This is a genomic window from Streptomyces sp. NBC_00178, from assembly GCF_036206005.1.
In the GTDB taxonomy this organism is placed as follows: Bacteria; Actinomycetota; Actinomycetes; order Streptomycetales; family Streptomycetaceae; genus Streptomyces.
Genome location: NZ_CP108143.1, coordinates 4,302,868 through 4,314,394, shown reverse-complemented (window position 1 = coordinate 4,314,394; position 11,527 = coordinate 4,302,868). Strand labels below are relative to the sequence as shown.

The 11,527-nt window shown below is 72.7% G+C and carries 10 protein-coding genes; 3 read left to right on the top strand and 7 right to left on the bottom strand.

Annotation, left to right across the window (positions count from 1 at the left end; genetic code table 11):
* Positions 1–6 precede the first annotated feature (6 nt).
* Complete coding sequence (locus tag OHT61_RS18890) at positions 7–366, bottom strand: NADH-quinone oxidoreductase subunit A (protein ID WP_003967084.1); 360 nt, start codon at positions 364–366, stop codon at positions 7–9.
* A 924-nt stretch (positions 367–1,290) separates the two neighbouring features.
* Between OHT61_RS18890 and OHT61_RS18885 the strand changes: the two genes are divergently transcribed.
* On the top strand, positions 1,291–2,112 hold the full coding sequence (locus tag OHT61_RS18885; protein ID WP_329039970.1) for a C40 family peptidase: 822 nt from the start codon (positions 1,291–1,293) through the stop codon (positions 2,110–2,112).
* 63 nt (positions 2,113–2,175) lie between these two features.
* Here OHT61_RS18885 and mptB read toward each other — a convergent pair whose 3' ends face one another.
* Both mptB and OHT61_RS18875 read right to left on the bottom strand, forming a co-directional pair.
* Complete coding sequence (gene mptB / locus OHT61_RS18880) at positions 2,176–3,660, bottom strand: polyprenol phosphomannose-dependent alpha 1,6 mannosyltransferase MptB (RefSeq protein WP_329039969.1); 1,485 nt, start codon at positions 3,658–3,660, stop codon at positions 2,176–2,178.
* A gap of 65 nt (positions 3,661–3,725) precedes the next feature.
* On the bottom strand, positions 3,726–5,009 hold the full coding sequence (locus OHT61_RS18875) for a geranylgeranyl reductase family protein (RefSeq protein WP_329039968.1): 1,284 nt from the start codon (positions 5,007–5,009) through the stop codon (positions 3,726–3,728).
* 97 nt (positions 5,010–5,106) lie between these two features.
* Here OHT61_RS18875 and OHT61_RS18870 point away from each other — a divergent pair, with 97 nt between their 5' ends.
* Complete coding sequence (locus tag OHT61_RS18870) at positions 5,107–5,625, top strand: GNAT family N-acetyltransferase (RefSeq protein WP_329039967.1); 519 nt, start codon at positions 5,107–5,109, stop codon at positions 5,623–5,625.
* A gap of 33 nt (positions 5,626–5,658) precedes the next feature.
* Here OHT61_RS18870 and OHT61_RS18865 read toward each other — a convergent pair whose 3' ends face one another.
* Complete coding sequence (locus OHT61_RS18865) at positions 5,659–6,351, bottom strand: demethylmenaquinone methyltransferase (RefSeq protein ID WP_329039966.1); 693 nt, start codon at positions 6,349–6,351, stop codon at positions 5,659–5,661.
* A 187-nt stretch (positions 6,352–6,538) separates the two neighbouring features.
* On the opposite strand from OHT61_RS18865, the gene OHT61_RS18860 reads away from it, so the two are divergent.
* Positions 6,539–7,420: a DUF3152 domain-containing protein gene (locus OHT61_RS18860; protein ID WP_329039965.1), complete on the top strand. Its 882-nt coding sequence runs from the start codon at positions 6,539–6,541 to the stop codon at positions 7,418–7,420.
* Positions 7,421–7,492: 72 nt separating this feature from the next.
* Here the strand turns inward: OHT61_RS18860 and OHT61_RS18855 are convergent, their stop codons facing one another.
* From OHT61_RS18855 to OHT61_RS18845, 3 genes are all read right to left on the bottom strand, one after another.
* The gene (locus OHT61_RS18855) at positions 7,493–8,137 is read right to left on the bottom strand and encodes an imidazolonepropionase-like domain-containing protein (RefSeq protein WP_329039964.1); all 645 of its coding nucleotides are present in this window, start codon (positions 8,135–8,137) and stop codon (positions 7,493–7,495) included.
* 7 nt (positions 8,138–8,144) lie between these two features.
* Positions 8,145–9,344, bottom strand: coding sequence for a cyclic dehypoxanthinyl futalosine synthase (mqnC, locus tag OHT61_RS18850; RefSeq protein ID WP_329039963.1), 1,200 nt, complete (start codon positions 9,342–9,344; stop codon positions 8,145–8,147).
* 72 nt (positions 9,345–9,416) lie between these two features.
* The gene (locus tag OHT61_RS18845; protein WP_329039962.1) at positions 9,417–11,123 is read right to left on the bottom strand and encodes a serine/threonine-protein kinase; all 1,707 of its coding nucleotides are present in this window, start codon (positions 11,121–11,123) and stop codon (positions 9,417–9,419) included.
* Positions 11,124–11,527 lie beyond the last annotated feature (404 nt).

Below are 11,527 nucleotides of genomic sequence, written 5' to 3'. Positions count from 1 at the left end.
AGCCCCTCAGTCCCATTCCAGGCCGCCCCGGCGCCACACATACGCGTAGGCGACGAAGACGGTGAGCACGAAGAGCAGCATCTCCACGAGCCCGAAGATCCCCAGGGCGTCGAAGCTGACCGCCCAGGGATAGAGGAAGACGATCTCGATGTCGAAGACGATGAAGAGCATCGCCGTCAGGTAGTACTTGATGGGGAAGCGGCCGCCTCCAGCCGGAGTCGGGGTGGGTTCGATGCCGCACTCGTACGCTTCGAGCTTTGCCCGGTTGTACCGCTTGGGGCCGATAAGCGTGGCCATGACCACGGAGAAGATCGCAAACCCTGCCCCGAGGGCGCCGAGCACGAGGATGGGCGCGTAGGCATTCACGCTCCTCGCTCCTTCCAGTCGTCCTTGACCGTTGGACCGCATCGGGCGACCGGCTCGCCACCTCACCAAGATCGTGCACATGTGAGGCAGTTCACAAGCCCGACTGCCCCGCATCCTATGCCTGCCGTCCTGTGATCTGCGACACGGGGTGCACCACCGTCTTTGTGATCTCCACCACCTGACGAACGATCATGAAGTCGGATGAGCGGTGATCTTCGTACGCGAAGCGGCCGAGCGGTTACGAGACGTGACATCTCGCGGCGTTACCGCTGGTCAAGGACGCTTGGCTCTATCAATCGACGTGCCGTACAAGCAAATTGGCGATGGGCGCCAGGGTGGTGATATAGGAACCGGCCTCGGAAGGGGGACACCCGGACGGGGGTTCGCCGGTACCGATGTGGACATTGCGCCCGCATTCACGATCTTCCGGGCGGTGGCCGGGGAGGCAGCCGAGGTGGCCGGTCACCACCCCCGCGATCCACCCGGGAGGGGGGCCGCCTCGCGGGCGCAGACCCCGGCCCGGATCACCGGGGCCGGCGGAGGCCCGCCCGACGGGCGGGAGCATAAGGGGACATGACTCACCAATAGGTCATGCACACACCGGGCGGCGGGCGGACCGCTCCTCCACGCGGTGCGCGGGCGGGCGGTTGCCTCTCACAGGAGACTCATGCTGTGACCTGCGCCACTCCACTCAAGCTCCCATAAAGGCGGGCTTGGCCATCGGTGTGAACGGATGGTAAGTGACGGGCAATTCGGACGTATTGAAAGAACGCCGTGATCACGGCACTGATCGCCGGTGCCCGTTTTGCCCGTTAGGGCGTCAATAAGGGCCTCAAATAAGCGGATTCAGAGATTCCGAACGTAACTGTGTCGCAACACACGTTTCTTGATGGGACCCCTACAGCCCTGATAGCGCTAGTACCCATGTCCCACACCGCTCACATACCCAGCCACCGGAAGCCCCGCCAGCGCGCCTCGAAGACAGCGCTGCGGGCAGGAGTTGCCGGTGGCGTCCTCAGCACCATCGCGGTCGCGGGTGCCGCCGGTCCGGCCCAGGCCGAGCCGGTGACCCAGACCATCGAGATGCCCACCATCACGGCCGGGCTCTCCACCTCCGTCGCCGCGTCCGCGCAGGCGACCCAGCTGGTCGCCCTCGACCTGGAGACGCAGGCCGCCGAGGACGCCGCAGCGACCGCCGCCGCCAAGACGGCGACCAAGGCCAAGGCCGAGGCCGTCCGCAAGGCCGAGGCCGAGAAGAAGGCCAAGGCCGCCGCCAAGGCCAAGGCGGAGGCCGCCGAGCGCGCCTCCCGCACCGCCGAGCGCACCACGCTCAGCGCCTCCACGGGGGCGTCGGCGTCGTCCTCCTCCTCCCGTGTCTCCTCCAGCGCCACCGGGTCCGCCGCGTCCGTCGTCGCGTTCGCGCAGTCCCAGGTCGGCGACGCGTACGTCTCCGGCGGCACCGGCCCCAACTCGTGGGACTGCTCGGGTCTGGTCCAGGCCGCCTTCCGCACGGTGGGCGTCGACCTGCCGCGCGTCTCCCAGGACCAGTCCACGGCCGGTACCCAGGTCTCGCTCGACAACCTGCAGCCCGGCGACATCCTGTACTGGGGCGGCGCGGGCAGCGCCTACCACGTCGGGATCTACGTGGGCGGCGGCCAGTTCGTCGGCGCGCAGAACTCCAGCACGGGCGTCGTGCAGAAGTCCCTGGACTACGACCCGCCGTCGGGCGCCGTCCGCGTTCTCTGATTCACAAGCGCCGCACGACCGGACGCGACCGCGGGCCGTCACTCCACCGGGAGTGACGGCCCGTCATCGTGTCGCGTGCCGGACGTCCGAGGAGGCCGCCTCGTCCACCGGCCGCCGCTGGCCCGGCACCTTCCCGCCCGTCGGGGCGGCGCGCTCGCGGCGCAGGTGCAGCACGCACGCCGCGCAGGCGAGCGCGGCCAGCACGAATCCGTACGGGGGCGTCGACCCCGAGGGCTGTGTCTCGTAGACCAGCGCGGCCGACAGCACCGTCACGGCGTCCAGCGCCCGGCCCCGGGACGCGGTGGCGGCGAGCACGGCCGTGGCCCACAGCAGGTACCAGGGCTGGACCATCGGCGAGAGGGCGACCAGCACCAGCAGCGCGGGGCCCAGCGCGCGGACGGGTTCGGTCCGGCCGGTTGCGGCGTGCCACGCGAGGCGGCCGATGAGGACCAGGGCCACCAGCAGTCCCAGCTGCTGCACGGCGGACCTGGCAGGGTCCGGGTCCACCCCCGCCAGCAGCCGCAGGAGTTCGCCCAGACCGAGGCCCAGGTCGCTGCTGAGCGAGAGCGCGGTGTGGATGCGCCCCGCGACGCCCTGGGTCCCGAGCCAGCCGAAACCGGTGCCGCAGACGACCGTGGCGCCGGCGGCGACCGCACCGGCCACCAGGCCCGGTCCCAGCAGCCCCTTCGCCACCCGCCGCGCGATGGGTCCGCTCGCGGCCCTGCCCACCACGACGCCGACGAACAGCAGCGCCACCGCCGCCGGGGACTTGACCATCACGGCGAGCCCGATGAGCGCCGAGCCGCTGACCCACCTCCCGCGCAGGGCCAGCAGCGCACCCGCCAGCATGAGGCCGGTCATCAGCCCGTCGTTGTGGATCCCGCCGACCACGTGGATCAGCAGCAGCGGGTTCAGCGCTCCGAGCCACAGGGCGGCGCTCTCGTCGCGGCCGTGCTCCCGGGCGAGGTTGCGCAGCGCCCACACGATCAGCACCAGGGAGGCCAGGGCGATCAGACGCATACCCAGCACGGCCGGGACGACGGTGCCGCCGGTCGCCCCGGCGACGCCCCGCGCGAGGATCAGGAAGAACGGCCCGTACGGCGCCGGGGTGTCGGTCCAGTGCCCGCCGACACTCGCCGCGGCGTCACCGCCCGGTCCGCCGGGGTCCAGCACCGAGGGCCCGACGCTGTAGACGTCGTGGCCCTCCATGACCATCACGCCCTGCGAGACGTAGCTGTAGACGTCCGCGCTGTAGAGCGGCGGCGCGAGGACGAACGGCGCCGCCCACCACACGAGGGTGACGAGGGTGTGGCGCACGGAGGCCCCGGTGCGCCCGTACAGCCACCAGGCCACGACGAGCAGTGTCAGTCCGCCGTACGCGGCCGCGTAGCCCGCCGCCGTCAGGGCGGGCCCCCGGGGCACCCACAGTCCCCATGGGTCGTGGGCCGGCAGTGTGCCGACGGCCCAGCCCCCCAGGGCGGCGGCCGCCGCCCCCGCCGCGCCCAGCCGACGGCAGCCGCCGGCGCTCCGTGCCCCCAATGCCCGCATGGGCCGAGAACCTACCTCAGGGCATGCCGCCGGCAGCAGGGCCCGGGGCGGCCGGGCCCGTGGGCTCAGGCCTTCGGGGCCACCTTGGAGAGGCCGTTGATGATGCGGTCCATGGCGTCGCCGCCCGTGGGGTCGGTGAGGTTGGCGAGCATCTTCAGCGTGAACTTCATCAGTACGGGGTGGGTCAGACCGCGCTGGGTCGCGATCTTCATGACCTTCGGGTTCCCGATCATCTTCACGAACGCGCGGCCGAGCGTGTAGTAGCCGCCGTAGGTGTCCTTCAGGACCTTCGGGTAGTGCTGCAGCGCCAGCTCGCGCTGGGCCGGCGTCGCGCGGGCGTGCGCCTGGACGATGACGTCCGCGGCGAGCTGGCCCGACTCCATGGCGTACGCGATGCCCTCGCCGTTGAACGGGTTGACCAGACCGCCCGCGTCACCGACGAGCAGCAGGCCCTTGGTGTAGTGCGGCTGGCGGTTGAAGGCCATCGGCAGGGCGGCGCCGCGGATCGGCGTCGTCATGTTCTCGGGGGTGTAGCCCCAGTCCTCGGGCATGGACGCGCACCAGGCCTTGAGGACCTCGCGCCAGTCGAGCTCCCGGAAGGCCGACGACGAGTTCAGGATGCCGAGGCCGACGTTGGACGTGCCGTCGCCCATGCCGAAGATCCAGCCGTAGCCGGGCAGCAGGCGGTCCTCGGTGCCACGGCGGTCCCACAGCTCCAGCCAGGACTCCAGGTAGTCGTCGTCGTGGCGGGGCGAGGTGAAGTAGGTGCGGACCGCGACGCCCATCGGGCGGTCCTCGCGGCGGTGCAGTCCCATGTTGAGGGAGAGCCGGGTGGAGTTGCCGTCGGCGGCGACGACGAGCGGCGCGTGGAAGGTGACCGGGGTCTTCTCCTCGCCGAGCTTGGCGTGGACGCCGGTGATGCGGCCGGTGCGCTCGTCCCTGATCGGTTCCCCGACGTTGCAGCGCTCGTGGAGCCGGGCTCCCGCCTTCTGCGCCTGCCGGGCCAGCTGCTCGTCGAAGTCGTCGCGCTTGCGCACGAGACCGTAGTCCGGATACGAGGCGAGGTCCGGCCAGTCGAGCTGGAGCCGGACACCGCCGCCGATGATGCGCAGTCCCTTGTTGCGCAGCCAGCCGGCCTCTTCGGAGATGTCGATGCCCATGGAGACGAGCTGCTTGGTGGCGCGCGGGGTGAGACCGTCGCCGCAGACCTTCTCACGCGGGAAGGCCGTCTTCTCCAGGAGGAGGACGTCGAGGCCGGCCTTGGCGAGGTAGTACGCGGTCGTGGAGCCGGCTGGGCCCGCTCCGACGACGATCACGTCCGCGCTGTGTTCGGAGAGGGGCTCGGTCACGGTCGGATCTCCCGAAGACTCGAATTCGCGTGCCGCGCGGCACATGTCGCGTGCAGTCTATGGGTGGCTGCTGATCAACCTCCCGAAGGGCTCCCCGATGCCTCACGCGACCGACCCGACTCCGTCCGTACACCTGCGTGTCCCCACCGACGAGGACGCCCACGCCTGGTACCGCGTGTTCGACGACCGCGAGGTGATGGAGTACCTCGGCGGAAACCGGGCGGAGTACTCCGCGTACGAGGAGTTGACCGCCCGCCAGCGCAGGCACGACGCCGAACTCGGCCACTGCCTGTGGACGGTGCTGGACGACGCGGGGACGGTGCTCGGTTTCACCGGCGCCCAGCCGTGGCCGCACCGGTCGTTCGGCCCGGTGGGCGAGGTGGAGATCGGCTGGCGGCTGGGCCGCGCCGCGTGGGGCCGTGGTTACGCGACCGCCGCCGCGCGGACCGCGCTGGAGCGGTTGAGGGCGCTGGGGGTGCCGGAGGTCGTCGCGGTGGTCGACCCGCGGAACACCCGCTCGGCGGCGGTGGCCGAACGCCTCGGCATGCGGCGGGCCGAGACGTACACCAAGCCGGTGACGGAGCAGGAGGTGTGCTGCTTCCGGCTGGAGCTCTGAGCCGCGGCGGACCAGGGGGTCCGCCGCGGGCGCTCAGTCGCGCACACCCCGGTGCAGCGCCACCACGCCGCCGGTGAGGTTGCGCCAGGCGACGTCCGACCAGCCGGCCTTCTGCAGCAGTGCGGCGAGGCCGGCCTGGTCGGGCCAGGCACGGATCGACTCGGCGAGGTAGACGTAGGCGTCGGGGTTCGACGACACGGCGCGGGCGACCGGCGGCAGCGCGCGCATCAGGTACTCGGTGTAGACGGTCCGGAAGGGCGCCCAGGTCGGCTGCGAGAACTCGCAGATCACCACCCGGCCGCCGCGCCTGGTCACGCGGTACAGCTCGCCGAGCGCCGCCGCGGTGTCCTGGATGTTGCGCAGGCCGAAGGAGATGGTGACCGCGTCGAAGGTCTCGTCCTTGAAGGGGAGCCGCATGCCGTCGCCCGCGGTGAACGGCATCCACGGGTGGCGCCGCTTGCCCACCCGGAGCATGCCGAGCGAGAAGTCGCACGGCACCACGTAGGCGCCGGCCCGCGCGAAGGGCTGCGAGGAGGTGGCCGTCCCGGCCGCCAGGTCGAGGATCTTCTGGGCCGGGCGGGCATCGACGGCCCGGGCGACCTCCTTGCGCCAGAGCCGCGCCTGTCCGAGCGACAGCACGTCGTTGGTGAGGTCGTAGTTCGCCGCCACGTCGTCGAACATCGAGGCGACTTCGTGCGGCTGCTTGTCCAGGGATGCTCGGGTCACCCGCCCATTCAAGCAGCCGCGCCCCCGGCTCCCCGAGGCGGCGTGAACCTTTTCGGCGCGGAGGCACTCCGTAGAGGTGCAGCAGTACACGCACCCGGGCCGCCGGGGCCGTACCCAAGGACCGGAGAGGGACGCGGAGGGCGGTCCGGCCACGGCCCGCACCAAGATCACGGATACTCACGGGAACATGCAGAGCAACGACACCCACCACATACGCGCCGCTGCCGCGCCCCGCCGCCGGGACTTACCCGCGGCGCCCCGCCGCCCCGCACGCCGCCGGCCGAGCCCGCGCGTCCGCAGACGCCGGAGATGCGCGGCCGCGCTGCTCCTCGCACTCGTGGCCGGCGCGGCCTGCCTCATGGCGGAACCGCCCTGGCGGGGCGGCGGCCCGGCCGTCGCCGCCGGCTCCGGGGATGCCCCTCCCACCCCCGCCGCGGCGGACCGCCCGGCCCCCGTGCGGATCGCCCCGGACTCCTCGCCGTCCGCCTCCCCGCCGACCGCCGCGGAGGTGCCGAGGTCGGGTCCGGGCACCTTCACCGTGGCCCGGGCGGGCGTCACGGCGAAGGGTTCGGGGAGCCGCTACCGCGTCGAGGTGGAGGAGGGCAGCGGGGTCGATCCCGACGAGGCGGCCGCCGCCGTCGCGGAGATACTCGCCGACCCGCGCGGCTGGAACAAGGGCGGCACCCACGCGTTCCGCCAGGTCGCCGACGGTTCGGCCGGGCTGGTGATCCGCATCGGCACCCCCGCGACGACGGACCGCCTGTGCGGCCGCTACGGGCTGCGCACCGGCGGCGAGCTGAACTGCCGGGGCGCCAAGGACGTGATGGTGAACCTGCGCCGGTGGCAGCTGGGTTCGCCCGAGTTCGACGGGCCGCCGGCCGAGTACCGCGCCCTGATCATCAACCACGAGGTCGGCCACTGGCTGGGCCACGGCCACGAGACCTGCCCCGGTCCGGGGAGACCGGCGCCCGCCATGATGCAGCAGATCAAGGGCCTGAAGGGCTGTGTGTCCAACGCCTGGCCCTACGACGGAAAGGGACGCTACCTGGGCGGGCCCGCGGCGCGGTGAACGCCGCGTCGCCCTCGGGCGGCCGCCGGCCGGGCCGTCGCAGCGCCCGCCCGGCGGGTCCGCGGGTCCGCGTCAGCGCCGCCGGTGCACCAGCCGTCCGCCGAGCACCGTGGCCACGCACGCGGCGCCGCCCGCCGCGCGCAGCTCCTCCTCGTCCGGCACGTCGAAGACGGCGAGGTCGGCGCGTCCGCCCGCCACGAGGGGTCCGTGCACGGCGTCCGCCAGGGCGCGGCCCCCCGCGAGCGGGTCCAGGGACGGTTCTCCGGCCGCTTCCCCGGCGGATGGGAGGAGCGTCAGGCCGGCGCGGCCGGCGGCGGTGCGGACGGCGGGCTCCCCGAGGACCCCGGCGACGTGCGTGGTGCCGTGCCGGAGCATGCGCTGCAGCCCCCTCCGCACGCTCCCGGCCCGGCGGGGCCCGTCCGTCGCGACCCCCAGCCGGTCGAAGTCCGCGCCGGTCAGGGGCCGCTCCCCGAGCTCGTCGGCCTCGCGCGGGTCCGGGTGGTAGCAGAGGGTCAGCAGCGGGAGCCCGTCCCGCTGGACCAGGCCGGGGGTGAGGACGCCGGGCCACTGCCGGACCCGGGCCGAGGGGTGGGCGGCCAGAACCTCGTCGTACGGGCCGACGGCCGTGATCAGAGCACCGTCCACGGCGACGGCGCCCCCGGACACGCCTGCCGCGCCGACCGGAAGGACCAGTGGCGCGGCGTGAACGGTCAGCATGTCTGCGTCAGTTGGCGTCGAGGAGCTTCAGCTCCGGGTGCGCCGTGCCGCCCGCGATGGCGGTGGACGAGATGTGCGAGACGACGCGCGCGTCGACGGGGTCGTTCGCCGGGTCGTCGTGGACGACCAGGTGCTCGTACGTCGTGGCGCGCTGGGCGGGGACGCGGCCCGCCTTGCGGATCAGGTCGATGATCTCGAGCCGGTTCGAGCGGTGCTTGGCGCCGGCCGAGGAGACGACGTTCTCCTCCAGCATGATCGAGCCGAGGTCGTCCGCACCGTAGTGCAGCGACAGCTGCCCGACCTCCTTGCCCGTGGTCAGCCAGGAGCCCTGGATGTGGGCGACGTTGTCGAGGAACAGCCGGGCGATGGCGATCATGCGCAGGTACTCGAAGAGCGTGGCCTGCGTCTGCCCCTTCAGCTTGTTGTTCTCCGGCTGGTAGGTGTACGGGATGAAGGCACGGAAGCCGCCCGTGCGGTCCTGGACGTCGCGGATCATCCGCAGGTGCTCGATGCGCTCGGCGTTGGTCTCGCCGGTGCCCATGAGCATCGTGGAGGTGGACTCGACGCCGAGGCCGTGGGCGATCTCCATGATCTCCAGCCAGCGCTCGCCGGACTCCTTGAGCGGAGCGATCGCCGTACGCGGCCGGGCGGGCAGGAGTTCGGCGCCGGCTCCCGCGAAGGAGTCGAGGCCCGCGGCGTGGATCCGCTCGATGGCCTCCTTCGCGGAGACACCGGAGATCCGGGCCATGTGCTCGATCTCGGAGGCACCGAGGGAGTGGATGACCAGCTCCGGGTAGGCCTTCTTGATCGCGGAGAAGTGCTCCTCGTAGTACTCGACGCCGTAGTCCGGGTGGTGGCCGCCCTGGAACATGATCTGCGTGCCGCCGAGCTCGACGGTCTCCGCGCAGCGGCGCAGGATGTCGTCGAGGCCGCGGGACCAGCCCTTGGCGGTGTCCTTGGGCGGGGCGTAGAACGCACAGAACTTGCAGGCCGTGACGCACACGTTCGTGTAGTTGATGTTGCGCTCGATGATGTACGTCGCGATGTGCTCCGTACCGGCGTAACGGCGGCGCCGGACGGCGTCGGCCGCGGCTCCCAGGGCGTGCAGCGGTGCCGACCTGTACAGGTCGAGCGCCTCCTCGGGAGTGATCCGCCCGCCCTCGGCGGCGCGGTCGAGGATGGGCTGGAGGTCGGCCTTCTCGGTCACCGGGCTGTCACCTTTCGGCGGTTTTTCTACGGATCCGCGGACCGATCCAGCCTACGCCAGCCCTTGCCGGGGTCAGCCGCGGGACCGGGTGAGCGTGCCCTTCGGTGTGCCCGCCGCCTTCTCGTGGGAGACGTAGCCCAGGGCGTCGGCCGAGGTGAGGGTGAAGTCCAGGTCGGCCTCGCCGCCGGTGCACAGGGAGCCGGTGGCGGACGCGGGGTCGGGGCGCTCCCTGATCCTGAGCTCGGTGGCCGTGCCGGAGACCAGCCGGCCGATCCCCTTGCAGACGATGCTGCTCCCGAGCAGGTCGAGTTCGTAGGACAGGCGGACCACGTCCTCCCCCTTCCGTCCCTCGCTGAAGACGGCCGTGAGCGTGCCGTGCGGGGAGCCGTTGCGTTCGGTCGTGGGCCCCGTCCAGGTCCCGGCGAACGTCCTGGGGAGCGCGCTCACCGGAACGGAGGCCGAGGGGGTGCTCCCCGGGGCGGAGGCCGAGGGGGTGCCCCCCGGGGTTTCCTGCGCGGCGTCCGGCGGCTTCTGCGACGAGGACCTCGACGGCGGCTGCGCCGCGCTGTCGTTGCCGCGGTCCTTGTCGCTGCCGTTGAACAGGTCGCCGAGCGTCGCCGCCCCGACGGTCACCACCGCGAGGGCGCCCGCGACCGCGAGAGCGACGGTGCAGCTGACCCGCCGCCCCGGCCGGCGGCCGGACTGCGGACCGGCGTCCATGGTGAAGGCGACACGGGCACCGGACCGGCCCGCGCCCTCCGTGTCCGCGCGGGCCGGTGGCCCGTCCGGCGGGAGCGGCAGCGGCGGGCCGAACACGCCGAGCGCGGCGCTCCCCAGCGACGCGTTGCTGAAGGGCACGGGGCCCGACCGCACCGGCTCGTCCTGGGGTTCCAGGTCCAGCAGGGCCACCGCGGACCGGCTGACCTCGCGCACCAGCGGGTCCGGCAGCCAGCCCGGCGCGACCAGCGCGGCGGCGCCGCCGGGGGCGAGCCGGCGGGCGAGTTCGGCCGGCGCGGGCCGGTCGGCGGGGTCCTTCGCGAGGCATCCGGCGACCACCTCGCGCAGTTCGCCCTCCAGGTCGCCGAGTTCGGGCTCCTCGTGCACCACCTTGTAGAGGAGCACGGCGGACGAGTCCCCGGGGAAGGGGGCGTTGCCCGTCGCCGCGTACGCGAGGACGGCGCCGAGCGAGAAGACGTCGGCCGCCCCGGAGATGTCCAGCCCGCGGATCTGTTCCGGTGCCATGTAGCCGGGTGAGCCGACGGAGACCCCGGTGGACGTGAGGGAGACGGTGGCGCCCAGCGCGCGGGCGATCCCGAAGTCGATCAGCCTCGGGCCGTCGAGCGCCAGCAGGACGTTGGACGGCTTCACGTCCCGGTGGATGAGGCCGTGGCCGTGCACCGCGTCGAGCGCCTCGCCGAGCCCGGCACCCAGGGCGCGCACCGCGTGCTCGGGCAGCGGGCCGTGACGGGTGACCGCGTCGGAGAGCGGGGGCCCGGCCACGTAACCGGTCGCCACCCAGGGCACCGCGGCGTCCGGGTCCGCGTCCAGCACCGGCGCCGTCCAGCGGGCACCGAGGCGCCTCGCGGCCTCCACCTCGCGCCGGAACCTGGCGCGGAACTGCTCGTCGAGGGCGAAGTGGGGGTGGACGACCTTGACCGCGACGGTGCGGCCCCCCGCGCTGCGCCCCAGGTAGACGCGGCCCATCCCCCCGGCGCCGAGCCTGCCGAGCAGCCGGTAGGCACCGATGGTGTGCGGTTCGCCGGCTTCCAGCGGCTGCATACGGTCTCCCCCTGTGGACCCCGGGACTCGGACGGCAGCCTAGGGGGCCGGGGTCGCACGGTCACCGATACCGCGTACGACGATTTCGCCCCTATGGGCACGAAGCAGGGATTTCGCCACACCGAAAGGCGCGAATACGCCGTTCGTCCAAGCCCCCGGGGGTTCGCCGGACGGATACCGGAAGGCATTCGCCGGGCCATCCGCTATTCGCCGGGCGGACGCCGGGAAGGGAACCCGGGTACGACTCCCGGCATTCGTCCGCTTTCCCGGGGAACGGAAATGCCGAGGCCTTACGGCGCCGCGGGCGGAGTTCCGCGCACCGGTGAGCGGAACTCCGCCCGGCCCCGGAGGAACCCCGCCCCGGAAGGAAAGCGGGGAACCCGGGGAAGGCCCGGGAAAGTACG

Coding starts and splice junctions, on each gene's coding strand:
- OHT61_RS18885 (WP_329039970.1), top strand. CDS start 1,291: ATGTCCCACACCGCTCACATACCCAGCCACCGGAAGCCCCGCCAGCGC.
- mptB (WP_329039969.1), bottom strand. CDS start 3,660: ATGCGGGCATTGGGGGCACGGAGCGCCGGCGGCTGCCGTCGGCTGGGC.
- OHT61_RS18870 (WP_329039967.1), top strand. CDS start 5,107: ATGCCTCACGCGACCGACCCGACTCCGTCCGTACACCTGCGTGTCCCC.
- OHT61_RS18860 (WP_329039965.1), top strand. CDS start 6,539: ATGCAGAGCAACGACACCCACCACATACGCGCCGCTGCCGCGCCCCGC.
- OHT61_RS18855 (WP_329039964.1), bottom strand. CDS start 8,137: ATGCTGACCGTTCACGCCGCGCCACTGGTCCTTCCGGTCGGCGCGGCA.
- OHT61_RS18845 (WP_329039962.1), bottom strand. CDS start 11,123: ATGCAGCCGCTGGAAGCCGGCGAACCGCACACCATCGGTGCCTACCGG.